The organism is Vibrio viridaestus (assembly GCF_003856525.1).
Taxonomy (GTDB): domain Bacteria; phylum Pseudomonadota; class Gammaproteobacteria; order Enterobacterales; family Vibrionaceae; genus Vibrio; species Vibrio viridaestus.
On the sequence record NZ_RJVQ01000001.1, the window covers coordinates 440,083 to 466,788 of the forward strand.

The 26,706-nt window shown below is 41.4% G+C and carries 24 protein-coding genes and 1 pseudogene; 11 read left to right on the forward strand and 14 right to left on the reverse strand.

The features are described 5' to 3' along the window. Window positions 1-369 (reverse strand): annotated as a pseudogene (locus tag EES38_RS22885) (methyl-accepting chemotaxis protein); the annotation flags it as partial. Between the two features lie 819 nt (window positions 370-1,188). On the opposite strand from EES38_RS22885, the gene chrA reads away from it, so the two are divergent. Further along, window positions 1,189-2,340, forward strand: coding sequence for a chromate efflux transporter (chrA, locus tag EES38_RS02050; RefSeq protein ID WP_124935498.1), 1,152 nt, complete (start codon window positions 1,189-1,191; stop codon window positions 2,338-2,340). Between the two features lie 39 nt (window positions 2,341-2,379). On the opposite strand, the gene EES38_RS02055 is transcribed toward chrA, so the two are convergent. Continuing rightward, window positions 2,380-3,033 carry a nitroreductase family protein gene (locus EES38_RS02055; protein WP_124935499.1) on the reverse strand — a complete coding sequence of 218 codons (654 nt, stop codon included), beginning with the start codon at window positions 3,031-3,033 and terminating at the stop codon, window positions 2,380-2,382. A gap of 112 nt (window positions 3,034-3,145) precedes the next feature. Here EES38_RS02055 and EES38_RS02060 point away from each other — a divergent pair, with 112 nt between their 5' ends. After that, a complete protein-coding gene (locus tag EES38_RS02060) occupies window positions 3,146-3,490 on the forward strand; it encodes a winged helix-turn-helix transcriptional regulator (protein ID WP_124935500.1) in 345 nt (114 codons plus the stop codon). A 40-nt stretch (window positions 3,491-3,530) separates the two neighbouring features. On the opposite strand, the gene EES38_RS02065 is transcribed toward EES38_RS02060, so the two are convergent. The 4 genes from EES38_RS02065 to EES38_RS02080 form a co-directional block, all read right to left on the reverse strand. Further along, complete coding sequence (locus tag EES38_RS02065) at window positions 3,531-5,609, reverse strand: TonB-dependent siderophore receptor (protein ID WP_124935501.1); 2,079 nt, start codon at window positions 5,607-5,609, stop codon at window positions 3,531-3,533. A gap of 151 nt (window positions 5,610-5,760) precedes the next feature. Further along, entirely contained in the window at window positions 5,761-6,669 is a 909-nt protein-coding gene (locus EES38_RS02070; RefSeq protein ID WP_124935502.1) for an ABC transporter substrate-binding protein, read from the reverse strand. Between the two features lie 50 nt (window positions 6,670-6,719). Further along, complete coding sequence (locus tag EES38_RS02075; protein ID WP_124935503.1) at window positions 6,720-7,490, reverse strand: siderophore ferric iron reductase; 771 nt, start codon at window positions 7,488-7,490, stop codon at window positions 6,720-6,722. A gap of 346 nt (window positions 7,491-7,836) precedes the next feature. After that, complete coding sequence (locus tag EES38_RS02080; RefSeq protein WP_124935504.1) at window positions 7,837-8,100, reverse strand: hypothetical protein; 264 nt, start codon at window positions 8,098-8,100, stop codon at window positions 7,837-7,839. 126 nt (window positions 8,101-8,226) lie between these two features. On the opposite strand from EES38_RS02080, the gene EES38_RS02085 reads away from it, so the two are divergent. Further along, window positions 8,227-8,529: a cysteine-rich CWC family protein gene (locus EES38_RS02085; protein ID WP_124935838.1), complete on the forward strand. Its 303-nt coding sequence runs from the start codon at window positions 8,227-8,229 to the stop codon at window positions 8,527-8,529. Between the two features lie 50 nt (window positions 8,530-8,579). On the opposite strand, the gene EES38_RS02090 is transcribed toward EES38_RS02085, so the two are convergent. Beyond that, window positions 8,580-8,924, reverse strand: a complete 345-nt coding sequence (locus tag EES38_RS02090; RefSeq protein WP_124935505.1) for a HopJ type III effector protein — start codon at window positions 8,922-8,924, stop codon at window positions 8,580-8,582. Between the two features lie 162 nt (window positions 8,925-9,086). Here EES38_RS02090 and EES38_RS02095 point away from each other — a divergent pair, with 162 nt between their 5' ends. Continuing rightward, window positions 9,087-11,033: a PAS domain-containing sensor histidine kinase gene (locus tag EES38_RS02095; RefSeq protein WP_124935506.1), complete on the forward strand. Its 1,947-nt coding sequence runs from the start codon at window positions 9,087-9,089 to the stop codon at window positions 11,031-11,033. 54 nt (window positions 11,034-11,087) lie between these two features. On the opposite strand, the gene EES38_RS02100 is transcribed toward EES38_RS02095, so the two are convergent. Continuing rightward, a complete protein-coding gene (locus EES38_RS02100) occupies window positions 11,088-12,635 on the reverse strand; it encodes a DUF3369 domain-containing protein (protein ID WP_124935507.1) in 1,548 nt (515 codons plus the stop codon). A 189-nt stretch (window positions 12,636-12,824) separates the two neighbouring features. Between EES38_RS02100 and EES38_RS02105 the strand changes: the two genes are divergently transcribed. After that, on the forward strand, window positions 12,825-14,819 hold the full coding sequence (locus EES38_RS02105) for a methyl-accepting chemotaxis protein (protein WP_124935508.1): 1,995 nt from the start codon (window positions 12,825-12,827) through the stop codon (window positions 14,817-14,819). A 6-nt stretch (window positions 14,820-14,825) separates the two neighbouring features. Here the strand turns inward: EES38_RS02105 and EES38_RS02110 are convergent, their stop codons facing one another. After that, the gene (locus EES38_RS02110) at window positions 14,826-15,347 is read right to left on the reverse strand and encodes a nicotinate-nicotinamide nucleotide adenylyltransferase (protein ID WP_124935509.1); all 522 of its coding nucleotides are present in this window, start codon (window positions 15,345-15,347) and stop codon (window positions 14,826-14,828) included. A gap of 96 nt (window positions 15,348-15,443) precedes the next feature. On the opposite strand from EES38_RS02110, the gene nadE reads away from it, so the two are divergent. After that, the gene (nadE, locus tag EES38_RS02115; protein ID WP_124935510.1) at window positions 15,444-16,274 is read left to right on the forward strand and encodes an NAD(+) synthase; all 831 of its coding nucleotides are present in this window, start codon (window positions 15,444-15,446) and stop codon (window positions 16,272-16,274) included. A gap of 72 nt (window positions 16,275-16,346) precedes the next feature. On the opposite strand, the gene EES38_RS02120 is transcribed toward nadE, so the two are convergent. The 3 genes from EES38_RS02120 to EES38_RS02130 form a co-directional block, all read right to left on the reverse strand. Then, window positions 16,347-17,066: a carbonic anhydrase gene (locus EES38_RS02120; RefSeq protein ID WP_124935511.1), complete on the reverse strand. Its 720-nt coding sequence runs from the start codon at window positions 17,064-17,066 to the stop codon at window positions 16,347-16,349. Window positions 17,067-17,223: 157 nt separating this feature from the next. Beyond that, window positions 17,224-17,571 carry a helix-turn-helix domain-containing protein gene (locus EES38_RS02125; protein WP_124935512.1) on the reverse strand — a complete coding sequence of 116 codons (348 nt, stop codon included), beginning with the start codon at window positions 17,569-17,571 and terminating at the stop codon, window positions 17,224-17,226. Window positions 17,572-17,676: 105 nt separating this feature from the next. Next, window positions 17,677-18,591 (reverse strand): tetratricopeptide repeat protein, encoded by a 915-nt coding sequence (locus tag EES38_RS02130; RefSeq protein WP_243694132.1) that lies wholly within the window; start codon window positions 18,589-18,591, stop codon window positions 17,677-17,679. A gap of 248 nt (window positions 18,592-18,839) precedes the next feature. Here EES38_RS02130 and proV point away from each other — a divergent pair, with 248 nt between their 5' ends. From proV to EES38_RS02155, 5 genes are all read left to right on the forward strand, one after another. Further along, entirely contained in the window at window positions 18,840-20,027 is a 1,188-nt protein-coding gene (proV, locus tag EES38_RS02135) for a glycine betaine/L-proline ABC transporter ATP-binding protein ProV (RefSeq protein ID WP_124935513.1), read from the forward strand. 5 nt (window positions 20,028-20,032) lie between these two features. Then, a complete protein-coding gene (gene proW, locus EES38_RS02140; RefSeq protein ID WP_124935514.1) occupies window positions 20,033-21,112 on the forward strand; it encodes a glycine betaine/L-proline ABC transporter permease ProW in 1,080 nt (359 codons plus the stop codon). A gap of 45 nt (window positions 21,113-21,157) precedes the next feature. Further along, window positions 21,158-22,165: a glycine betaine/L-proline ABC transporter substrate-binding protein ProX gene (gene proX, locus EES38_RS02145; protein WP_166434203.1), complete on the forward strand. Its 1,008-nt coding sequence runs from the start codon at window positions 21,158-21,160 to the stop codon at window positions 22,163-22,165. Between the two features lie 74 nt (window positions 22,166-22,239). Further along, window positions 22,240-22,710 carry a MarR family winged helix-turn-helix transcriptional regulator gene (locus EES38_RS02150; RefSeq protein WP_124935515.1) on the forward strand — a complete coding sequence of 157 codons (471 nt, stop codon included), beginning with the start codon at window positions 22,240-22,242 and terminating at the stop codon, window positions 22,708-22,710. A 166-nt stretch (window positions 22,711-22,876) separates the two neighbouring features. Beyond that, window positions 22,877-23,080: a hypothetical protein gene (locus tag EES38_RS02155; protein WP_124935516.1), complete on the forward strand. Its 204-nt coding sequence runs from the start codon at window positions 22,877-22,879 to the stop codon at window positions 23,078-23,080. Here EES38_RS02155 and EES38_RS02160 read toward each other — a convergent pair. Both EES38_RS02160 and EES38_RS02165 read right to left on the reverse strand, forming a co-directional pair. After that, the gene (locus tag EES38_RS02160) at window positions 23,077-25,530 is read right to left on the reverse strand and encodes an EAL domain-containing protein (RefSeq protein ID WP_124935517.1); all 2,454 of its coding nucleotides are present in this window, start codon (window positions 25,528-25,530) and stop codon (window positions 23,077-23,079) included. The two genes, EES38_RS02155 and EES38_RS02160, sit on opposite strands and share 4 nt — an antisense overlap. Continuing rightward, window positions 25,530-26,651 (reverse strand): substrate-binding domain-containing protein, encoded by a 1,122-nt coding sequence (locus EES38_RS02165; protein WP_124935518.1) that lies wholly within the window; start codon window positions 26,649-26,651, stop codon window positions 25,530-25,532. The genes EES38_RS02160 and EES38_RS02165 overlap by 1 nt, the downstream gene beginning before the upstream one ends. Window positions 26,652-26,706: the final 55 nt, after the last annotated feature.

Genomic DNA, 26,706 nt, shown 5'->3' on the forward strand with positions numbered 1-26,706 from the left:
TTAAATAAACTGAGTACGTAGTCGTTGAGTTAACTCTCTTAACTGCTCGTTTAACTCGCAAGCTTTCTGCTCGATTTTACCTACCGATTCTTTTTCAGCGTTGGTATAGACAACAGCTTGATCAACATTCCCACTAATGCGTTGCATCGCCTCAGCAGAAGATTGAGCTTCTTTCACAATAGATTCAATGCTCTGCTCTATCTTAGAACTAGACAAGCGTGCTCTGGTCGCTAAGTTACGCACTTCATCAGCAACAACCGCAAATCCTCGCCCCTGCTCTCCTGCTCTCGCAGCTTCAATCGCGGCATTTAGCGCTAATAAATTAGTCTGATCTGAGATATCACTAATTTCTAATGCGAGCTCACTAATGACTAATACACTGGTCCCTAGCTGTTCAATCTGACCTTTAAATCCGCGAATAAAATCAGCATCGTTTTTCGTTGCAACGGCTGAGTTAACCAAATTTTGATAGCTGGCTTCTACCCCTTTTTGTACCACAACACTTTTCTCCGCGAGAACATCAAACTCACCGAGAATAACTTGAACAGAACCCGTAAGTTGTTCGAGTTTCTGCTCTGCAGAATCGACCGTCGCACTGAGTCTTGTTGCCTGATTCTGGTAATCCCTTTCTAACACTTGAATCTCAGCTTCATAGTTAACGGCTTGCTGTTTAGCTTCCTGCTCCGCCTGTAAGGCATCTGAGTATTGATTTAACAACGAGTCTACTCGGCTTTTGAGTCCATCTACACCATAAGAACTGAACCCTTTTTGGCTAATAGTCTTAGTACATATTTCCTGATTAATACTATCGACCGCACGTTGAAAATCGCCCAAAGCAACAACAGCGTTAATGGCGATAGCTACACTAATAATAGTTATGGTGAGTCCAATTGATGGTAAAAACTGGAGCATAAGAAAGACGACAAACAGAGCGAGGATCATTCCCGCATCAAGAATAAGCAGTTTACGAAAGACAGAAGCACGAAAGTTCATTTTAATCTCTTTATGATACAACATTGATTCATATAGCGTGATGCGAATTAAATCAGAAATTCATATATAAATATAACGTTATTCTTATTCATGATACTGTTCGCTGAAATTGTAACCAACTGTTTAGGACTCTTAATTCTGTCATTTATCTGAGCTAAATTTGCGCCAGTTAAATGATTAAATCGGAATTTCACTGTGCTATTTTCTATCTTTCGCTCATTTTTCACCCTCGGATGGATCTCTTTTGGTGGTCCTGCAGCGCATATTGGCTACTTTCGCCGTGAATTTGTCGAAGTAAAAGCCTGGATTACAGATAAGCAGTATGCTGATTTGGTTGGGCTTAGTCAGTTTCTTCCGGGACCAGGTTCAAGCCAAGTTGGGTTTGGAATAGGTTACATCAGAGGTGGCGTGTTAGGCGGAATATCTGCATTCTTGGGATTTACCTTACCGTCAATTCTTCTCATGCTGCTCTTTGCTACAGTGAGTAGTCACTTCCTCGATTCAACTGTTCTTATCGGCTTATTATCAGGCTTAAAGCTGCTTGCTGTGATTGTCGTTGCTGATGCAACATGGGGCATGTTCCGGAGCTTCTGCCAATCAAATGTGACGAAAGTACTGTTTGTATTCAGTGCGGTAATCACTCTCACGCTTCCTTCGACTGCAATGCAAATATTCGCGATGCTGGGCTGCGCTATCGTCAGTATCATGCTCACTAAAGCTGAAAACACGACTACAAGCTGGACTACTGTATTTAGTAAAATTGCGTATACGCCACTTATTCTTTTTCTAACAATACTACTTGGCGTGATTATGCTGGATTCCAATCGACATGAATTCATTGTATTCAAACCATTTTTTGAAACTGGAACGCTAGTATTTGGCGGTGGACATGTGGTTCTACCTCTATTGGAGTCGAGTCTAGAAAACCAAATCAGCCCTGATATCTTTTTAAGTGGTTACGCAATGGCGCAAGCGGTTCCGGGGCCGATGTTTACATTGGCAACTTACCTCGGATATTTCTTACTTCCATCAAACCCAATAATCGGTGCACTGCTCGCTACACTCGCCATATTTATACCTGGCTTTTTATTGTTACTCACTATGCTCAAGAACTGGCAAGAAATTGCTTTGATACCTTGGGTTTCTGGGGCGATGAGTGGAATCAATGCCGCAGTCGTCGGGTTTCTATTAGCTACGCTCTATGACCCAGTCATTACTAGTAGTGTGAAGGGTACATCAGAAATCGCGTTGGTTGTGATTGGATTTATTCTCATGAGAAAAATGAAATTACCAATCCTTATTACCGTTTTATTCTTTGCGTTAAGTGGTGTTCTGTTCCTCAAGTAAAAAGGCAGGGACAGCCAAAGAGGCGTCCCTTTCTATCGCCTATAGAATCGTCACTACATCTTCGGTTGCCAAACGAGATTTTGGTGCGGTAGCGTTACGATCTTCAGTATGATGATAGCCAATTGCTAGTGCGACATGACAATCGTAACCAGCTAATTCATCGGCAAACTTCTCCTTGATCAAGTCACGGTCAATACCTTCCATTGTCGTAGAGTCAATATTGAGTCGAGCAAGTGTGTGAAGAGCATTACCTAACGCAATATAAGTCTGATTTTTAGTCCAGGCTGCGTGTTGCCCTTTTTCGTCTTCGTTCATTTTTACAAAGCCATAAGCTGCAAAGGCATCCGCTTTTTTCTCTGCAGTTAAGCGTCCATCAATCACTTGTTTATTCAAAACAGCATCATAATCTTGTTCCTGATAGACTTCTTTGTGCGCAAAGAGAATAACGTGAGACGCTTCTTTTGCATGACTCTGGTTAAATTGAAATTTATTGGCAAATGTCTCATGAAAACGCTGTTTTGCAGCGTCAGACTCAATAACAACAAACTTCCAAGGCTGAGAGTTTATTGATGATGCCGACAGTCTCAACGCTTCAAGAACCGTCGCCAGATCATCACTCGATACTTTTTTAGTCGCATCATATTTTTTAACAGTATAGCGTTTAGATAAATCTGAAATAATTGGATGAGTCATATCTTGTCCCGTTAATCGAAAACCAGTAATTGTTGTTGAGTAATTATTTTTGTATGATTAGGTAACCAAAGTCAACCAGTATACTTTTAGTAACCTACAAGGAAACATATTTATGCCCGTTAAAGATTGCGACACTCCATCAGATTTTCCGCAATGTCAGTCACCCTGTGCAATTGAGCGTGGAATGCGGATCTTAGGCAGTAAATGGAAAGGAACCATACTCTGGCATTTAAAAGATGGACCAGTGAGATTTAACGATTTATCTCGGATGATAAGTGGCGCCAGTAAAAAGATGATCGATCAACGCCTTAAAGAACTTGAGCAGCAAAAAATGGTGACGAGAAATGTGCTGAATACCCGTCCGATTGCAGTGAGTTATGAACTGACCGAATTTGGTAGAACAGCACTAGCATTTCTTGAAGATCTAAAACTCTGGGTGGAAGAAAATGAACTGTAAAAACGGCCACCTATAAAGGTAACCGTCTTAATTTTTACGACTAGAAATTCCAACTGACGCTCGCCACTGCGTTTAATGGTGCTGCATAATAAGCTTGTCCCCATTTCACACTATTAAGGTATTTTTCATCAGTAACGTTGTTTACATTTAATGAAGCTTTAAGTGCAGGCGTGATTTCATAACTCGTCATCAGCCCCAATACCCCAAATGCATCCTGTTTTAGATAATCATTAGTCGGACTGTATACATCGTCCTGCCAACGATAAGTCGCACCTACTTTCCATTCTGGAATAGAGGTAAATCGATAGGTCCCCGCTAATTTAATCATATTACGAGGAGCGTAAGTTAAGGCCCTTGAACCATCAGAATCCTCAGCATCTGTATACGTGTATCCAGCCTGTACTTGCAACCCGTCAACTAGCTCACCCGCGACTTCGAGCTCAACCCCTTTACTCGTGATACCATCTTCACCTTCGTAGTAGGTTGTTCCGCCATTGCTACCTGCGGCCACAGCGACGTTATCTTGTTTAGCCTGGAAAACAGCAGCAGAAGCATAGGCCTGATCTTGTGCGAAGTTAACTTTTGCTCCTGCTTCAACGCTGTAACCTTCCACTGGGTCAAGGACTTCATTATTAACATCAAACTTATTCTGCGGCTCATAGACTTTTGAATAACTGGTATAGAGCATTAGATCATTCAGAAGCTCGTATGTCACACCACCGTAGGGCGCCAGTTTGTAATCAAAATCAGCCGATTTATCCTCATTGTACGCGATACCCGCTATGCTAGCCTGCGTCATTCGTGCGCCCAAAAGAAGAGACAGCTTGTCGGTCACGCTCAGACGAGTTGCACCATATAAACCACGCTGGTATTGATCATAGTTACTTCCATTAACGGAATTGTCCATTGCGGGCTCTGAATAACTTCCATTCAAAGCATCGTCTAAAGAAATTGCATCATAAGTGGGACCATATAACGATTGGTTCCAGATCGCCGAGTGATACCATTGGTAGCCGAATGTTGCTTCATGTTCACGGCCGAACATTTGGTAATCTCCAGAAAGCTGAAAATCAAATAACGTTTGGTCTATATCGTTACTGTAAGCAGACGAATATGCGCGCAAACCAGAACTTTCGTAGATATATAAAAGTTTACTGTCGCCTGTAACTTTTGTGTAGTTCAACTTAGCTTTTGCTGTCCACCCATTATCCAGATGATGTTCTACTTCGGCGAAAGCGTTCTTGTTGTTCGTATTCCAGTATGCCCAATCAGCAGAAGTACTAGCGGAAACATCAAAATCAGAACGGTCTTCTGAAAATGGCAGCGCTCCCCACATAGGACTTTTTGCTTTGTTCGTCTCGTCAGAATAGCCCACAGTTAACGTCGACTGATCTGATATATCCCAATCGACAACACCATAAAACAAATAGTTTTCTTTACCATAACGATCTAAATAAGAGTTTTTATTACCGTAAACCCCAACCATTCGTCCTCTTACAGAACCATCCTCATTTAATGACCCAGAGATATCCCCCTCAATTCTGCGTTTCTCCCAAGAACCAACAGAACCTTTTAATTTGCCTTTAAACTCTTTCGTGGGGCGCTTGCGAACTAAATTTACGGTAGCAGAAGGCATACCTGATGCAGAAGTTAATCCATTTGCTCCCCGAACCACTTCAACACGCTCATAGATGGCAGTGTCAATATCGCCCTGTTGATTACCCCATACGGCTGGAATACCCGTGCCGTCCAGTTGAAAGTTAGTAATATCGAATCCGCGCGCACTGTAATACGTTCTGTCCGTTTCAACTCTCTCAACACTAACGCCCGTCACAAGATCTAACGCTTCTCGTAGCCCTTCAATACCAAAGTCATCCATCTGCTCTTGAGATATAACGGTTAAACCTTGCGGGGTTTCTAAAGCACTGAGAGCAAGACCTGTTGCTGCTGTGGTTTCTTTAGGTTTGTAGTTCGATGCTATATCAGACTTACTGGCTGTCACTTCAATAACATCATCGACTTGGTCTTTTTGCTCATCAGCGGCATAAGCAAAAGAATGGCTGCCACTAGCGAACGCGATAAGTATCGCATTCGCCAGTATTTTACGGCGAATAAACATGATTAACTCCTCATCAGAAAATTTCGCCGTTTAATAATTAAAATAGTAAAGGTAACGACGAATTATTAAATTTTAAATAATAATTATTATCATTACAATTCTTATTTATAGTTTTATTGGTAGATGCAAAACATTAATACTACTAATGTTTTTATTTGCTCCGATTTAAATTCAAAAGAGATTGGGTAATTTCTCGGGCAAGATATTCTATCGATAGAGCCCCACCATACGTCCACACAGGACCAACAGTTCCAACGTTTCCTTTCCTCACCACTGGCAAATGCTGCCACAAGGGAAGCGATTTTAGTTTCTCCTCATAAGCAAACGGAAGAATATACAAAACGATACCATTTTCAATTTTCGCCAGATCAGTTAGTGGCCTTTGGGTCTGCCCCCAAACGGAATTTTTTGTTACTAACGCCTCCCTAATACCCAATTGTTGCAATGCAAACTCGACTGTCGAGTTTTTTCCATACATTCGTGCATGCGATTCGCTGACAAAACGTATCAGCGTGGTATTGGGTAAATTAGCGCCATACATCTCGTGGAGTTGCTGAGAGTATTGTTTAATCACTTCATCTCTGCGAGCCAATCGTTGCTGACCATTTCTCTCCACACCAAGAGCCTTGGCAAGTTGCAGAAAAGACGCATCAATTGCTTTGGAGTTCTTATGATCACTGCGAAAATTATCAAAGAATAAAACAGGAGCTATTCCTTGTAAGCGCTCTAGCAGATCTTTTTGTCCTGACCCGATGACAATCAGATCCGGTTTGAGTGCACTGAGCACTTCGAGATTGGGTTCACCACGACTACCAACATCAACACTATCAGGCAAACTGGGTTGAGATACCCATTCACGATATCCCTTCATATCGGCAATTCCGATGGGTACGAGCCCAAGTTCTATCACCTCTTCCGTCGCTCCCCAATTGAGGGTAATAACTCGTACCGCTGCTTTCTCAAATTCATGCTCACCCAAACTATCTGTGACAGTAAAAGCCTTACTAGAAAGCGAACACAGTAATAAACTCAGAAAAACGCTCTTATTTAACCAACTCATGTATATAAACTCTCTTGTTATCTGAATAATTCCCGCTGAATACTTTGGCCCTAAGCATGGCCATTCCCTATTTCTTGCAAACGTTTAATCCTTATAGATTGTTTTTGCCTTGGACACGTCGCACATAGATCTCCTCCCTTAGTTCTAAAATGGAGGCAACACCCTTTGCGGTTCAACGTTATTTTGTCCGTTCCATTGTTCAGTGAAATTGTCATAAGCGCACTTTGCCCTGCAAGATCCAAAGCGTTTAACCATAAATTCGCGACATAAATGAGTTCATCATTATCCAAGCGCAAAAGCGTTTCGTTAAATGAAAGCAAACTCGATAGGACTCGGTCTGCTAGGAGTCTTTTTGCCTCGAGTTGACGAATGCCCAAAGCATCTACAGTCTGGATTAAATAATGATTCATGCACGACTTTAGTTGATGTGCATTCGAGAGGATTAATTTATCTCTATCACGCCATAAAGGAGGATTTAGAGAGTCCTTAGAAAGGGAATATTTAGCAGCAGAACCATTCTCTATATGTTGCCCCATATGAGTCTGACGGAGTTCCATCCCCATTCCGTGCGTAGCGGCAATGGCTAATACTACTGGCTGCCAGATTATGGTTCCCCAACTCCGTACAATTGCGTAACTTTCACCAGCTTCAGGATGCAGATCTTTTAAATGCGCACTCAATTTGTGTATCGCGATGCTATTGTCGTTCAAAAAACAAATATCGCTTGGAGTGGGATCTCTTAGTTCTCCCTTCATGGACGGAATGTAACGCTGTATTAATGCGATAAATTTTGGAGTGATATCGGAGTCAATTTCATACATGAGTTAAGAACATAGCGGTCGAACGGGTAGCCCTACTGTACTCACGAACAAAGCAATTGGCAATCATTCTCATTATCGTTATTATTTAATAATTGTATTCAGGAAATAAAAAAGCCAATTGCAAGTAAGCAATTGGCCATCAATGTGAACAATTTTAAAATTCACTAACAACGTCAGTTTGGCTAGATGATCCTCGGCTTAGAAGGATCTCTTTTGGTAATGCAATAGCAATGCCAACTTTTAAACTCAATAAAATCAATCACTAAAAATAAAGTATCTCTATTTTACAGTCATTAGTTGAATAATGCATTCGCAAAACAATATCTAATTGGCAATTTGCAAAAACTTAATATAGACCTAAAAGCAAACTTACACCGACAGGAACGCAAATTGCCAAACCATAAGAATAGCGCAAGTAGCGTGATTCTCTGATAGTAAGTAAAAGCGGCGTGATCAGATAAAGAATGACTAAACTTGGCAACATATCAAGATGAGTCGTCAAATATAAGGCAAATATAGCAACCGCACATAGCGCTGCAATACGCTTTTTAATAGAGAGTTTTACCGCCAAAATCGCAATGAAGGCAATAAATAATAGTGTATTCATCATTAACAACCTCAAATGATAATAATTATCAGTTGTATTTAGTATATGCAGAAATCTCTTCTATTTCAACTGGCGATCTCACAAAAAAATACGGTATAGTACCGCCTCAATACTAGGAGTCGCGTTTTGATTAAATCCCCATGTGTCGCAGCATGTAAAAACAACGGTGGTATATGCAATGGATGTAATAGAACCATCAAAGAGATAATTGGCTGGAAAAACTATTCAGAAGAATACCGTGAGCAGGTTATCGAACAATTACATGGTCAACTTACCACACATAGTTGCCCGGAATGCGGCGAGCCAGCCTATTGTGGAATCGCGAATGGTGAAGAAAAGTGTTGGTGTTTTGATGTGGAAGAGCGCGAGAGTATCAATGGTATTGAACAATGTGTTTGTCGTTCATGCCTTAAAAGTAGACCAGTGGCATAAATCAAAATAATAAGGAGGCAATGCCTCCTTAAACCTTTCTATAAACCTTACTATTTCAAAGTAAGTGCAGTTCCGCTAAACGTAATACCATTCCACCCATATTTGATGAAATTACGAATATTCTGGTGATCCTGATTTTCTGGATGTTGTAACACATCATTGCGATAAAAATCGCCAAAGCACGCTAACGTTTCAGACTCATTAAACCCCTGGAGTTTTGCAAACGCAAAAATTTTACAAGATCCGTTATTTTGATTTGCTTCGTTCACCGTATCCCCATTGATAAAATGAGTTGGGGTAAATTCAAAATGAGCATCGATTACTTCAATCACATCTGAAAATTGAACCGTCTGTGGGCTTGTTTCTATTTGTGCTTTTAATTGAGTTACATCCATTAATTCCATTCCTACTTTCTGGCTTTCATAAACTTTGCTCAGTTTAAGCATGTCAGTGTGATTGTAAAGTCTTATACACCCCTCAAATTTTGTAGATCGACTAGGTACTTTTCTAAAAAACTCCGATACTTAATACGGGGAGATTTCGGAGGACATCTTTTAATGACATTTTTGGAACCAAATTCTCTGGATAAACCAACAGACAGCCGACTTGGCCGTAGAATTATATTACTGTTGGTGATCATAAGTGGGTCGATTACCTTGTTGACTACATTAGGACAAATCTACATGTCTTACTCTGAGCAATTTAATGATGTGGAGAAAAGGCATAAAGAAATAGAAAATATTCAACTGGACTTATTAGCGAATTCACTGTGGAATTTTGACCAAGAGCTGCTTCAGGAACGACTCAATGCATTGGTAAAAATTCCTCATATCGATTATTTAGAAATAGATTCTGAAATCTATAAGCTCTCGGCAGGACACCGCCCTCAAGCGGCAATGCTGCGTAAAAACTTTAATATTGTCTACCATGACAAGTTTAATAATAACCAGGAAAAACTGGGGTTACTGATCGTTGAATCTGATACTTCAAAAATCTATTCTTCTCTTCTTAATCAATTTATTACCACTTTTTTCATAAACTTAGTCAAAACAGTCATCGTATGTTACATCATCTTAGTTATATTCCATTACAGTATTAACGATCGACTGTTTGCCATCATGAAGTATCTACGCCGCTATAACCCGCGGCATACCCAGCAACCATTAAAACTCGCGAATCGGAAAATTATCACTCGGGATAACGATGAAATTTCGATGCTGGCGTATGACGTCAATAAGCTTACCAGTAACTTAGCTACGCTCTATACTAACCTGAAATCGGAACAAAAAAGACTTCAGGACTTTACCGATGTTGCTTCAGACTGGCTTTGGGAAACCAATAACGAGTTTGAGCTGACTTATTGCTCAGACGAAATGACATCAGCACTTTATCTGGACGATATTCCTAAACCAAAGATCACCGACGTTCCTTTTTTAAAAGAAAGTAAAACGTTTATTACCCATATTCAGGCTAAACGCTCGTTCGAGTTATTAGAAATCGAAATGAACTATCCAAAAGGCAAAGAGTTCGTCTTATTTCAGGCGAAAGCGCTAGTCGATTCAGAAGATTATTTCCTTGGATATCGCGGTACCGCAATCAACATTACTGAGTTAAAAGAAGCACAACTTCGTCTGGAGGAAATGAACGAAAATCTGGAAGCTTTGGTGCAAGAAAGAACGCACGAGCTTAAAGACAGTCTAACACAACTCCAAAAAGCTCAGAATCAATTGATAGAAAGCGAAAAGCTAGCAGCACTTGGTGGACTCGTTGCTGGTGTTGCACATGAGGTTAATACTCCGCTTGGAATCTCCGTTACTGCATCCTCTGTTATCAAAGAGTCCGTAACTGAACTTGCACAAGCATTCCATAGCCAAACGTTAACTACAGAGCAGTTTCAGGATCAAATCGAGAAGCTTCAAGGGGGAAGTAATCTTTTGGAGCAAAACTTAAATAGAGCAGCAAAATTAGTTAAGGACTTCAAGCAAACTGCGGTTGACCAAGTTTCTGAAACGCGAGATCAGTTTAACATCACTCAGGTTCTTTCCTCTCTAATTACTAGTCTCCATCCAGCAACCCGAAAAATCCCGGTAACACCTGAACTTATAGGTGACAGTGATCTAACCATGAATAGCCTTCCTGGGACTCTGACACAGATCATTTCCAACCTAGTGATGAACAGTGTCAAACACGGGTTTGAAGTTCCACCAGCAACGCCCAAAATCGTTATTACATTCCATCAAGATGGAGACAACATCGTTTTCGAATACACAGACAACGGTTGCGGTATACCGGCACATTTACACAAAAAGATCTTCGAGCCGTTTTTTACAACAAAACGTGGTAAAGGAGGTTCAGGTCTGGGATTGAATCTAGTCTATAACCTGGTCCATCAAAAGCTTAAAGGGGATCTTTCTTTTAACTCCATCGAAGGTGAAGGTGTCCACTATCAGATCAGTTTACCTAAAGTTTTGATGGCTGACGTTGAAGCCAATATTTCACAATAAATAAAATAAAGGGAAACGTTGAGCTTCCCTTTATTACACCTATCTCATTCGCTTTTAATATTGATCGGGATATTCAGCCCTTATCGCGACAAACTCATCCCAGTTCTCAATAAATAGATCCACTAACCTTGGATCAAAATGCTTTCCGCGTTGCGCTAAAATTTCCGCCCGTATATCTTCATCTTTCCAGGGCTGCTTGTAACTTCGTACCGAACCTAAGGCATCGAAAACGTCCGCCAGAGCGACAATCCGCCCAGAGATCGGAATATCTTCTCCAGTAAGACCATTTGGATAGCCACTACCATCCCATTTTTCATGGTGATAACCAGCAATTTCTTTCGCTGCTACCATTAAAGGACGCTCTGAACGACTTAGAATATCCACGCCAAAACTGACGTGCTTTTGCATTATTGCCCACTCTTCCGCGTCGAGTTTACCTTGCTTATGCAAAATGCTGTCAGGTATCGCAACTTTACCGACATCGTGTAGAGGTGAAGCATGTTGAATCAACGTAACTTCCGTCTCGTCCAATCCATATAATCGAGCAAGCTTCGCGCTAAAAAGAGATACCCGTTGAACATGAGCGCCAGTTTCGCGACTTCTCACTTCCACGGCATTCGATAGGTTGAAAACCAACTCTTTAGATGTCTCTTGCAAGTCGACCATGAGATTAATATTTTCAAAGGTCAACGCAATGTTGTGCATGTAAATTTCGAGCAGCTGAATGTCATGCTCGCTAAGATCCGATTCCAATTTCACATAAAGCAGATTATCGTAACCACGATCGTCATTTATGTAGAAAACGTAACTGTCTTCAAACTGCATCGATTGATGAATATTGAGTACTTCTTTGACTCTTTTCACAACCGTGTCAGGTAAAAGACTCAAACAGCTATTCCGATAGAAGGAAACAAAATCACCGGTTGCGGCAACCATTAATGTCTTGTTGTCTTCACCATCATCATTGATGGGCTTAACAATACAGTAGAAGGCCGAAGACTCGAGCCTAAGTAGAGACGTTAACTGTGCAAGAACAGTCGATGCATAGCTACTGAGTGTACGAGTATTCTGTACGTTTGCTGATGCTTGAATTACGCGACTCAACCCTTCTTTCTGCGTTTCAATCAAACAAAGATCACGATACGCTCTTAGCATTGAATACAAAAGCGTGCGAAGTTTTTGGGAAGTCAGTTCGGTCTTTTCTTTGTAATCATCAATTTCGTATTCTTGAATAACTTTGTCTTCAGGAGCCTGCCCAGCCTGACCCGTTCTCAATACTAAACGAATCATTTTATTTCCGAGTTCTTCTCTTACAAATTTGACAACTTCAAGTCCAGCGTGCTCGCTTTCCATAACCACATCAACCAAAGCCAATGCAATATCGTCAATCTTCGAGCATATCGCTTTAGCTTCCTCCCCAGAATAAGCTGAAATAAGTTCGAGTTTACGTTGTTGAAATCTAAAGCCAGATAACGCTAGTTTTGTTACCTGATGAATTTGCTCATCATCGTCTACCAGCAAGACTTTCCAAGGCTTTTTTATAAGAGTGTCAGGAGTCGTATCCTGTTGCCCATCGGTCTTTTTGTCGGCAAAAAGTTCCATATTGTCCCCTAAACATAACTTCACATACTAAGGTTTAGCACAGTATAAAAATTGTGCCGAAATGCTGTCGAAAAAGAACAAATAATTTATAGATACTTCACGATTTCACATATGCATTAGCGCACTCTGAAATTTTGTCTAAACTTGAGTAAAACAACAATAAAGATATATCAATTGTCAGGAGTTTCAATGAAAGGAATCTTAAGTAAAATCCCCTTATTCTGGATGGTTATTTTCCTAACCTCTGTCCCTATTTTGCTAAGTATAGTTCTTTTTATCGAGGATATGGCGGAATTGCTGGAGGATAAAGCTGACAGTCTAAGAGATAAAGAAGTGGTTGAATTTGCTTTGCGTGCTGACGAGTTAGCTCACAATTTGGCTGTGGAAAGAGGGCTAACAGCAGGCGTCATAGGCAGCAAAGGCGCGGGGGCTCAAATCGAACAACTTAAAGTTCAACGTAAAATCGTTGATGACAAAATATCTCTCCTTAGAGAATTTAAACCTCAATACCTTGATAATGCGTTTATTCAATCGCTTAATCAGACAATATACGAAGAACTTGAGACGTTGCCCGTAGTTCGGCAACAGGTCGACTCTTTGAAACTTGAGCTATCGCCGTTCGACTACTATTCCAATATAAATCATCTCCTAATTGATAATGCGAAATCACTTGTCGCGTCTATCAGTAAAGTTGATATCGCAACGTTGGGCGTGAGCTTAATGGCTGTCGTTGATATGAAAGAAAAGACCGGACAGATACGCGGCGCTTTAAATGGGGCTTTTGCAAGAAAAAATTCTTCTCCACGCCAGTACCAATCTATCTTAAGTTACATCGATGACTTTCGCTACGCGTATAGAAAACTTGAACTGACGCTTCCAGTCAAGTTTCGCCAAGATCTAAGTAATCTTCAAAATGCACCAGCCTGGAAAGAAGTCGATACAATTCAAACTAGCTACCTCAATCAGGACCAAACCCTAGATCAACTCAAAGGACCAAGCCCTACCGAGTGGTTCCCGATAGCCACAGATAAGATTAAACTTATTAATGGGTTACGGTTAAATATTCAAAAAAATATTATAAAGGCTTCAGATGAAGCTGCCCAGTCAGCTAGTAATCTTATCTTTCTATTTCTGCTCATTTCTGGCGCAATTACATTACTATTAATTATTATTTTAATCTTATGTGCGGGCAGTCTTCGTCGTCGAGTAAACAATCTGACAAACAATATCCGCCTATCTGCAGAGACCCACGACCTAACTAAGGACTTCAGTGCTGTCGGCAAAGACGAGCTCGCTACCATTAGCAATAGTATTTACACACTTAATCATAAAGTGCGCGATATCCTTCTCAATGCTAAAAACGCAAATGATCATAGCGAAGCAAGACTTGCTTCTATCATTCATTCAGCCACATCCATGGAGAATAGCAGCCAACGAACCATTTCTAAGTGTGAAAACATTGCGACCGCAATGACTGAACTTTCGCAGTCCAGCTCTGAGATAGCTGTGTCTGCTGAGCGCGCACTAGAAGAGACAAACCAGATGCGTGATAAAGTGACCAGTTGTCAGGATCAAAGTCAAAATGCTTTCAAAGTAGTTGAAGGATTAGTGACCCAGATAGACCAAACCCAAGACTGCATGCAAGAGCTGGAAAAAGATGCTCTAAGTATCAGTAAAATAGTCGACACAATCACAGGGATTTCTGAACAAACTAACCTGCTCGCTCTGAATGCAGCAATTGAAGCCGCTCGCGCAGGCGAACATGGTCGAGGATTTGCTGTCGTATCCACAGAAGTACGTGATTTGGCTCAAAGGAGTAAAAGTGCTACTGAGCATATCAGTGAACTGCTCAATAATATGAGTAAAAATACGACTATTGCGTCAGAGAGCATGGAAAAAAGTAAATCAGCTACGCAGGACACTTTCCAGTCGGTATCGACCGTTAATACCAGTATTTCGGATTTAGAGCATGTGATTGATTTCGTCAATGAACACATCACAACGATAGCGAATTCAACCACAGAGCAATCAAAAGCCAGTGAAGAAGTCAACATTGATGTTGACGTATTGGTCGAAATCGCCCATGAAACAGACCGAATTGCCAATGAGCTCTCAGATATTGTTAAGGAATATCAAAATGAAGCAAAAGACGTAAAACGAAACTTAAGCATATTTAAAATCTAGTATGCGCTAACTATCTGTATACAAGCCAAGTGCGTTGATTTTCTTAACGACACTTGGCGTCGTCAACGATTCAATAGAACGTCCGTCCAAAAGTTTCGCACGGATATCACTGCTTCTAACGGATACCCGTTCAGGACAAGCAAGTACAGAGAAACGCGTCATAATTTCCTTTGCTTTATAAAACCGTTCGAAAGAAAAGAAGTTATCCGGCCCCACAATAAATGTTAGCTCACTGTCTGGGTATGTTTTACTCAGCTCATCAAGCACTTGATAGGTCGTGACCGGACTGCCAGGCTGATACAGCTCTTCCTCGACCATTGAGCGCTTGATATTCGTTAGCTCTAGATCTCGGATAAACTCATCAACTAAGGAACAGCGAATAGAATAATCAAGCATGTCTTTTCCCCACGCATGAGCAATGCTGGGTACTAAAAGTATCAGGTCGAAATGAGATACTGATTCGATAACACTTTGATGCCCAAGACTCGGTGGATTAAAAGCGCTGCCAAAAACTGCTATCTTATTCATATTACTCCTTTTGCGGTTTTGTCTGTTTTCTCTCGGCCGTATTGCGGTATGATACTACGATAGATTTTTTATTGCTTGTTTGAAAAGGAATGTCTTATGGAACAGCTAATACGTGAAGAAATGCGCGTACTTCCTACGATCGACCCAGAATTTGAAATTAATCGCCGCGTTGACTTCATCAAAAGAAAATTGAAGGAATCTGGTGCTAAAGCACTCGTACTTGGCATAAGTGGTGGTATTGATTCATCCACTTGTGGTCGCTTAGCCCAGCTGGCAGTAACTCAGCTAAATGATGAAACTCAATCTAAAGAGTACAAATTTATCGCTGTTCGCCTACCCTACGGAACACAGAAAGATGAAGACGAAGCTCAGCTTGCGCTTTCGTTTATCCAGCCTACCCATTCTGTTGCCGTTAATATCAAAGAAGGTGTTGATGGTATTCACGCCGCTTCTCAGGCGGCACTGGAAGGTACGGGACTACTTCCAACAAATGCAGCAAAGCTTGATTTCGTTAAAGGTAACGTCAAAGCGCGTGCTCGTATGGTCGCTCAGTATGAAGTAGCTGGTTTGGTTGGCGGTTTAGTGTTGGGAACGGACCACTCAGCCGAAAACATTACTGGTTTCTATACTAAATTTGGTGACGGAGCTTGTGACTTGGTGCCACTCTTTGGCCTGAGTAAACGCCAGGTACGTAAACTTGCTGCGACTCTAGGTGCACCTGAAGTGTTAGTTGTGAAAACACCAACGGCTGACTTAGAAGAACTGGCGCCGCAAAAAGCAGATGAAGATGCGCTCAGCATTACTTATGACCAGATAGACGATTTCTTAGAAGGTAAGCCAGTGCCAAAAGAAGTGTCAGATAAATTAGTCAGTATATATCTTGCAACTCAACACAAGCGCCAGCCTATTCCGACTATCTATGATTAATTAGGGTTGGCTCTCGATAACAAAAAAGCACTTCAAATTTGAAGTGCTTTTTAGTAACGAGGAAAGATTCACTTAGTTTGCGTCAGCAATACGAGCGTGCAGACCTTGAAGAGGACGGTTGTTGTGACCCATTACACTTGAAAAAGCTTTTTCTTGATCGCTAGATAGTGTCTTATGTTGCTTAATCACAAACCAACGCACACCTTCACTACATGGTGGTGTAGTTAAAGAGCCGTTAAAACGGTAATATTTAGCCACTGATGTTGGTAGCATTTCTTTCACATCAAAAGACGTTGCAAGAGTCTGGGTCTCATTCACACTTGGAATCTTAGCAGTGAGCTTGTCCAAGTCAGCGTCATCAGATCCTGCATCATACATCACAGCAACAACAGCAAGATTGCCATCTTTGTCAGCATGAACAAAGTGTGCTTCTAGAGCATATTGGTGATGGTTGATAAAGTTCTCTGATGGAGTATGGAAATGGAACTGTTTAAGTTCGAATACATCACCGTCGATAGTCAACGTATTATCGCCAGTGACGGTCGCTTGTAGAGTATGGCCGTTGTTAGTAAGAGCGGTCACTTTACCTGTATAGTGTATGTTTAGAGGTTCAAGCTGTGACTGCGCTACGCGAGTAATATCTATTGGACTTTGGTTTACGCCTTCAGCACATGTTTTTGAAACTGAACCCCAATGAGCAGGTCCATGCTCGCCCTCATATCCCCAATCAGATGCTTGAGCTACGCCACCCAAAAGCGCACTTACAGAAAGAGCGACTAATAGTTTTTTCATCTTATTATCTCCATTAATACGACATTGCCATCGAGCCAGCTAGCATGACTGGCTCTATTGTAATTTTATTTAAAACTGGCACCTGAAACATCTTGTAACATTTCAATTTGGCGTGAGTATATATGGATTCTCTTTAAGAGGAAATAACCACATAGAGTTAATTGTTAATATATTGATATTGAATAATAACTTGGTTGTCTTCTACCCTTACATTTTGCACTTGTCCCTGAACTGAGACAGTCGTTGTGATGATAACAGGCTCTTTATTTTCTTTGCGTAGTGCGATTAGAGAGGGTAAAAATGTATAAGGGTCTACATGTAGATGCTGACAAAAATTCTGGACAAATTGGAGCGATAATGGATTTTTGCCTTTCATGATGTCGGCAAATTCGATCTGAGTAAATCCAAGGCGACGCGACATTTCCATTTGAGTTAATTGCATCTTTGCTTTTTGTGACATCCAGACATTTTGTAAGGCGAGACGGTCTTCGTTTGATAGTTCCATGTTGCATTATTAGTAGTGAAAAAAGAGAGGTTTAAAGATGACAAAAACCTCTCTCTTGTATGTCATTTTATAGTCAGAACATAAGACTTGCTGCATATCTCAGCCCTATTTTTCCTCAGCTGAAATGTTTGGCGACGATAAATCATCGAAACGAGTGTTGCCATGAAGAGAATCAAAATCGGGCTCCTCAGAAATGAGTTCCCTCAAAGAAGGACTTAATTCGACAGAACGTATCAAATCATCAATAGCCTGCTCTTCTGCCCCCAAACGAGCGTAAGCACACGCTCGCTGATAAAGTGCAGGACCGTTTGTCTCGTCCAGTTCAAGTACACGATTACAAAGGCTCATTGCCCAATGATACTCTTTCATTTCCATAACCGCATCGGCTTTGTAAGTTAGAGCTTCGAGATCCCCTGGTCGAATCTTGAGAATCTCATCGTAAACCTCGATTCGTTGTTCTGGAGTTTGCATACTTTGGGCACGTAACCAGAGATTGTGAATTTCATTGATAATCTCAATCTCTCTGTTGTTCTCCGTAATGATTCTCGTCTTTCTTTTTAAATCACGCTCTAACGCCAAGAATTTTTTCTCATAGTCTTGGGCAATCTTGTTGAGTTGCTTATCCGCTAATTCTCTCGTGTTAGTTTTTACTTCTTTCAAAGAATGCCAGCCAAACAAGGCAATAAGTGAAGCGACGGCTGCGATGACGTAAAAAAAGTAAGTGACCGTAACGTTGGCATAATTCATAGACTTGTCGGCAACCGAGAGTTCTCTATCAGTAATCTGCACAGTTACTCTGCGTTCTAAATCCTGTTGGTCCTGCCTCAGAGATTTTAACTCATCAAGAATATAACGTTCCATTAGTGGACGATCGAGTAAGTCAGTATTTGAATACTTCTCAGCCGTTTGTTCCGCATGACTATCGGAAGATGGTCCCGACTCTTTTGCATCTTCAGCCGAGTTCGCTGCAATGCCCCAACAACTGATGACGATGGCGAGAAATAGATAAAGTTTTTTCACACAGCCTTCCTTTCATTTTTGCTGAAATTATTCTTATTACAACAATATTTTGCACTCAAAACATTCTAACTCAAAGATTTAAAAATAAAAATAGCATTAATAATGTGGATAAAAACAGGCACTTAACGTTAAAAAATGGAAAGAGACCGAATGTGAAGCCTTGAATAATGAATTTTTAATGTTTAGAGTACATTATATAAGTTTAAAATTTATACATAATTTTATGTGTTACACAAAGGATATGTTCTATGCAACCTATACTCGAGGTCAAGTCGCTCTATAAGGTGTTCGGCGAAACACCTGACCAAGCGTTTCCTCTAATGGAAAAAGGCCAGAACAAAGACGAAATTTTTGAAGCAACAGGTCTGACTGTTGGCGTAAAAGACGTTTCTCTCAGTATTAATGAAGGAGAAATTTTCGTCATCATGGGCCTGTCAGGGTCCGGTAAATCCACTCTAGTCCGACTCCTAAACCGTTTAATTGAGCCTACCAGAGGTAGTGTCATGTTAAAAGGCAAAGACATTGCAAAAATTTCTGAGGAGGAGTTGCGTCAGGTACGTCGTAAAAATATCTCTATGGTATTTCAAAACTTTGCCTTAATGCCGCACATGACCGTATTGGAAAACGCAGCGTTTGGACTCGAGTTGGCAGGTATTGAAACAGAGCAAAGACACAAAGTAGCGATTGAAGCTTTAGCAAGGGTGGGGCTTGATGCCTACTGTGAGTCTTATCCAGATGAGCTATCCGGCGGTATGAAGCAACGAGTTGGTCTAGCTCGAGCCCTCACTAATGACCCTGATATTTTATTAATGGACGAAGCATTTTCGGCACTCGATCCATTGATTAGAACAGAAATGCAGGATGAGCTAATTCGTCTTCAAAACGATGACAAACGCACCATCGTTTTCATCTCGCACGATCTTGATGAAGCAATGAGGATAGGTGATCGAATCGCCATTATGCAAGATGGTGTCGTAGTGCAGGTTGGGACACCAGACGAGATTTTACATAAGCCGGCAAACGATTATGTAAGCTCTTTCTTTAAAGGCGTGAATGTCGCCAGTGTCTTTTCAGCCAAAGATATCGCACGTAAAAATCCCGCTGCAATATTTAAAAAACACGATAACGATGGTCCAGGCGCTGCATTGCAATTACTGGTTGATAATGACCGTGAATATGGCGTAGTCGTTGATAGAGCAAACAAATTTTCAGGAATCATTTCCGTCGAATCTCTCAAAGAAGCAAGGAAAGGTGATAAGCCGCTAACAGGAGCACTACTCCAAGACACAGTAACAATCTCTCCAGATACTTCTGTCGGTGAGTTAATTGGTGTGGTTGCAGGTGTTCCATATTCCGTTCCAGTCGTCGATGACGATGGCAAATATTTCGGCGTAATCACTAAGTCACGTCTGCTTCAGACTTTAGATAGGGAGTAATCATTATGGCAGCAACTGAAACAGCAAGCCAAGCAGCACAAAATAGCGATCCATGGGGAGCGGCATCTCAGGCAGCAACATCCGATCCGTGGTCAACAGCAACTCAAGTGACGACTGGTGGAGGCACAGGTGCAAATGATTGGTTACATGCAACAGCAGCACCCGATCCGTTTAGCTGGTTACATCCATTTAAAGACGCCGTTATTCCTTTTGACCACTGGGTAGAGACTGCTCTTGAATGGCTCGTTCAACATGGTCGACCAGTATTTCAGGCCATTCGTGTGCCGATAGATCTGATCTTAACGTCATTTCAAACGGCGCTAACATCAACCCCTGCTCCAATCATGTTGCTTATTCTTTTCTTAATCGCATGGCAGCTGGCAGGGCCGCGACTCGGCATTGGAACTCTATGTTCTTTAATCGCTATCGGCCTCATCGGGGCGTGGAATGGCGCAATGATTACATTGGCTCTGGTTTTAACCTCTGTCTTTTTCTGTCTGTTGCTCGGCCTACCGCTTGGAATATGGCTTGCTAGGAGTGATACTGCAGCAAAAATTATCCGACCGATATTAGATGCAATGCAAACGACACCCGCATTTGTCTACCTTGTACCAATCGTCATGCTATTCGGTATTGGTAACGTACCTGGGGTTGTTGTAACGATCATCTTTGCCCTACCGCCTATCGTCAGGCTCACCATTTTAGGCATTCAACAGGTCCCTGAAGATCTAATCGAAGCGGGACACGCGTTTGGCGCCAGCCCAAAACAGATGCTTTATCGAATCCAGTTGCCTCTCGCGATGCCAACTATTATGGCTGGGGTAAACCAAACACTTATGCTGTCACTATCAATGGTAGTAATTGCATCAATGATTGCGGTAGGTGGCTTAGGTCAAATGGTACTGCGTGGTATTGGACGCCTAGACATGGGGATGGCAGCCGTAGGTGGTGTTGGCATTGTTATCCTGGCGATTCTTCTAGACCGAATTACTCAAACTCTAGGTACGGAAACAAGAAATAACAAAACCCATTGGTATGAAAAAGGCCCCGTTTCAATCTTTTTCAAAGCACGAAAACAACGTTAATTAATTTAAATGAAACCAAACAAGCACTCAAAACAGGAGAAAATGATGAAGATTGCATGGAAAAGCATACTAACCTCAGGATTAGTTCTTTCCTCTACCCTGTCTGCTGCCGCTTTTGCTGAAAAGCTTCCCGGTGATGGCATTACTGTTCAACCCGTTCAGTCCACTGTTGCAGAAGAAACTTTTCAGACGTTAATTGTAAATAAGGCAATGGAAGCATTGGGATACACCGTAGAGCCAACAAAAGAAGTTGACTACAACGTGGCTTATACATCTGTAGCAGAAGGTGATGCGACTTACCACGCGGTTTATTGGTCTCCACTGCACGATGGAAAATTCCAAAAAGCGGGTGGCGATAAAGCGTTCTTTGTTGGTGGTGACTATATTTCAGGTGCCGCTCAAGGTTATTTAATTGATAAGAAAACAGCAGAAAAATACAACATCACAAATATCGGCCAGTTGAAAGATCCGAAACTTGCCAAATTATTTGATGCCGATGGTGATGGAAAAGCTGACTTGACTGGCTGTAACCCTGGTTGGGGCTGTGAGGCAGTCACAAACCATCAGAATAAAGCCTATGGTCTAAGTGACACGGTTGAAATCAACCAAGGTAAATATGCGGCTCTTATGGCAGACACTATTTCACGCTATAAGGCAGGCAAGTCTATCCTATATTACACTTGGACACCTTACTGGGTAAGTGGCGTTCTTGTCCCAGGAAAAGACGTTGTATGGCTAGAAGTTCCATTCTCTTCTCTACCAGGAGATCGTTCAGATATCGATACAACGTTGCCAAATGGGAAGAACTATGGCTTCCAAATGAACACAATGAAAATTATCGCTAATAAAAAATTTGCCGATGAAAATCCAGCAGCAGCAAAACTTTTCACAATCATGAAGTTAAGTATCAACGACGTGAGCGCTGAAAATATGATGATGCGTCAGGGTGCAAACAGTGAAAAAGACATTGAAGCACATGCTGACGGTTGGATTAAAGCTCATCAAAAACTGTTCAATTCTTGGATTGAAGAAGCAAAAAAAGCCGCTAAATAATAACGAAAATAATAATAAAGGCTACGGAACTCCCGTAGCCTTGTAGAGAAAGTCATTGAAAGAGGAGAGCCCCTTTGGAAACGCATGAAGAGGTGCTGGTATCACTGAGGCAAATAATAAGAGCCATTGATTTATATTCAAAAAAAATCAAACGCGAGTATGGGTTAACTAGCCCTCAATTGTTACTGATGAAGGCCATCCACCACTCTAGTAACATTACGATTCGCCAGTTATCAAGCAATACGAATATGAGCCAAGCGACCGCAACAAGCATATTGGATCGCTTAGAAGCCAGAGGCTTTGTTGTTCGCGAACGAGATACGAAAGACAAAAGAAAGGTCCACGCTGTTCTAACTGAACAAGGGCTAGCAATACTAAATGACGCACCGCAGATAATGGAACAGGACTTTATCGATCAGTTTCAAAACCTCGAATCATGGGAACAGAATCTAATCCTCTCATCATTACAAAGACTCGCATCAATGATGAATGCCCCGATCGATGACAAAGAGTCATTGGTTCTGCTACTCAACGAAACAGAATAAGTTCTCACGCCTTGTATTTCTCCCGCTGAGTCAGCTTTTTTACGATATTCTGACTCAACGTCCTCTTATCACACCTTGAATTCGTACCAAGCACCCAAATATTTTAATAAGACAGTTTAATTAACTAATCATCGAAATGTAACGAATGTATTCGGAGGAAAGTTCCATGAAATTGCCTGCATTACACATACATATTCAAGAGAGTAGTAGTCAGCCAGACAAAAGACACTGGCCTGCGTCTATGACATTTCCAAAGTATCAGTACGATATTATTTTTCGTCCGTACAACACAATTATTAGAAACAACACTCGATTTTTCGTGTTACCGATCCAGTGGGAAACAGTAAAGCCAGTAATTAGCTTACACTAATCGGACGCCAGTAGTTTTAGCCATTGTTGCTCATCAAGCGGCTTAGAATAACGGTAACCCTGCACGTAGTGGCAACCAATATCAACTAACTTTTCCGCTTGGTGCTTGCATTCAACACCTTCAGCAATAACATCTAATTCAAGTTCTTTAGTTAAAGTAATAATAGAACGAACGATAGAAAAATCTCGATCCGCCACAGCTATGTCCTTGATAAAACTTCTGTCTAATTTAACAACATCGACTGGAAGTTGCTTTAAAAGAGCCAGTGACGAATGACCTGTACCGAAATCATCAATCCCAATGAGAAAGCCGCGCTTTCTCAATTCGTTTATTGTTTCGACGCTTGTTTCAATACCACTCATCATGTCACGTTCGGTAATTTCGAGCATGATTTGCTCTGCCTGACACGCAGTACCTACGAGTACTGAGTCAAGTTTATTGACTAAATTAGCAGAGTAAAACTTCCGGGCTGAAAAATTCACCGAGAATTTCATACCGGAAAGGTCTATACCTGCCTTCTTCCAACGGGTGATATACGCCACAACTTGAGAAAAGACCCAGTCATCAATTTCACTAATGAACCCGGTTTTTTCTGCAATGGGAAGAAAGTCTGCCGGGCACAACCGGCCATATTCTGGATGATCCCATCGTATTAACGCTTCAGCGCCGACCACTTTATTTGTCGCTAAATCGATTTGTGGTTGGAATAGAATCGATAGCTCATTTTTAGCCAGTGCCTGACGCAGGCCAGAGCTCACTTCCACAAGGTCCTTAGCTTCTAACGTCATTTGGTCGGTATAACAACAATATTGGTCACGCCCGTTCCTTTTCGCGTGATACATAGCCGTGTCCGCGTTACGTATTAACGTCTCAACATCATGACCATGTTCTGGGTACATGCAGACACCGATGCTACTCGAAACAAAAATCGTTTTATTATTAACAAAATAGGGTTTTCTCAGAGCCTGATTAATCGCTTCGGCAACGATCTCCGCTTGTATCATCGTATGCGCTGTTTTCAGAATGATCATAAATTCGTCCCCTCCCATTCGAGCAACGAATCCTTTTTCATCAATAATATTTTTTAGGCTATTTGCAACATCTATCAATAGCTGATCTCCGGCCAAATGCCCTAATGAATCGTTGATGGTTTTAAACTGGTCAACATCGAGATACAGCACACTAAACGTACTTTCAGATAAGGTTGAATCATCAATAGTTTCTTGTGTCATCTTTGTTGCTAGCAAGCGATTAGCAAGATGAGTCAATGGATCATGATGGGCGAGAAAATCGAAGTTTTTCTTCTCTTCATTCAGTTGGAAATACGTTTCTTCAAGCTTCTCCGCCATATTATTAAAGGCACGCTCAATATCATTCCATTCATCGTCGCGCCCCAAATCAATTCTCTGATGAAACTTCGACGATTCTAATTGTTCGAAACCTGATCCCAAACTTTTAAGAGGCTTACGGATATGTACCTGCACAACACGACTAATCAGAAACAGTCCAGACAACATGGCAAGCAATGCGACAATCAGTGCTTCTAATCGGGTCTGTTCTATATCTGACTCAAGCTTTTGCGTTAAATTTATAGCGCTTGACGTCACGTTATGTTCGGTCGACTCAACATAATTGAGAAGATTATTTTGAGAAGTAACAAGCGCGGCCATAACATTCCATCGCTGTTCTAGATTGGCTTGCATCTTACGCAAAGCTGCATTGAATTTCTTCAAAGAGCGATTCAATTTTTTCTTCTGTAAAATGAGCTTTTCATCCGTTCCAGGTAAATTAGCTAAATGTAACGCCATAATATCGAGTTCTTTTTGAACTTCGATGATCACCACTTTTTCCGTTTCAGGGGTAATTCGACTACGAATAGTGCCGACCCTTTTACCCACAATAAGAAAGGATTCTCTTAATAAGTCGACTAAATCGAGGGTATTATTGTCTACAGCTTGATTTGCCTGAGACAACAAATTCAGTTTATTGTCAGCGACGAGATAATCTAAGGTATCCAACTGCTCGGCTAACGTCTGATCAATTTCTTTCATTTCACGAATAATACGGTTAAGCGTAAGAGAGCTTCCCAGAAAACGATGAAAATCTTCAATAAATCGATCCATTCTTAGCTTCAACTGGGGGTTTGCTGAGAGTTCACTCATCTTTTGTAGTTGCTGATCAATGCTAAAACCTTCTTCCGCGAGCGTTAACTCGCTGTACAAAAATGCTTGTTCGAGTAACTGAACTCGAGTCGTTAACTCAAACACTTGGCGACTGATAACGGAATTCACTGTCAATTTTTCAATATGCTGAGAAGACTCAGATTCCAGTACTGACTCGACGTTATAAAGCGAATTGATGACCAGACCAAAACCGAAACCACTGATCACGATCAATGCGATAACCGTAAACAAAAGGCGTTTTGCGATAGAAACCGATGGAAACTTCATTATTTATTCCAAATCGTTAGATATGCGTGCCGATAACCATTGTCAGGATCATAAATATCAACTTTGCCTTTTCCGATAAGCTCCTGGACATTTTTGTCCGTAACGAGATGCACAGGGGCAGAATATCCGCTCGGCTTGAGGTGGTTAAATGCCCTATTTAACTCATCAACTATCTGCCAGCCTTGCATATGCAAAGGCTCTGGAACAGTTGCTAATTGATATAGTCCCGTATTGATACGTTTATAAGCCGCTTTACTACCATCCCCAGCAGAAATACTCTGAGGAATTTGTTCCTTCCTTTCATGCACACTCTCTAACGACGGTGTTCCAAAGTCAAAGTAGAGGTCGTTAATAGCGAGAAAGTGCGTAATTTGATTCGGATATTGCTTTAGCAGTTCTTCAACAACATCAGGCATTCGCTTAGCCGTTTCATCCAGAGGTACCTCTCTAATGTTAAGTATCTGGCAACCATCGCATTTGTTGATATTTTCAATCATGGCATTGGATTTTAATAGCGCAATACTGTAGTTAGGGTCCGTAAATACGACTACTTTTGCCTGACCATTTGACTGTGCAACGGCTAGTAGAGATGCAACCTCGGCAACTTCAATTGGGTTGGTCGTAATGTTGGTGAAAAGACCAAGGCTCTCGTCTGATTTGGCCTCATCAATAACGTGCCATCCGACGACGGTAATACCTAACTTTTTCGCGACCAACAGAACATCAGCATGTCGACGAGCATCGATTCCGCACAGCACGATGGCGTCTGGTTGAAACCCCACCGCTTTTCGAATTGCGGCGCCTTGGCGAACTTCAGACCCCAGTCCATCAAGAAATCTCAGGTTCCAGTTTGTATGTGATACAGCCTCTGACACCCCTTTCGCTACTGCATTCACACCCCCATTCCTAAGATCTGAGGCCACAAATATAACGGTTTTATTATTTACTATTTTTGGTCCTGTAACGGGTCCATCCCAACTTGTACTGCTTTTTATTGCACTTTCAACGCGAGCCTTCGCGTAGTCTACATAGCTGGGTACAGCTTGTAGCTGAGAATTCGCACTGACTATTGAGCTAAATAGACCAAAAGTCGTGAAGATCAAAAATACGATATTTTTCATAAATAAGAAGCTAAATTTATATATAATTGGTACAACACAATCACCATATGAATGA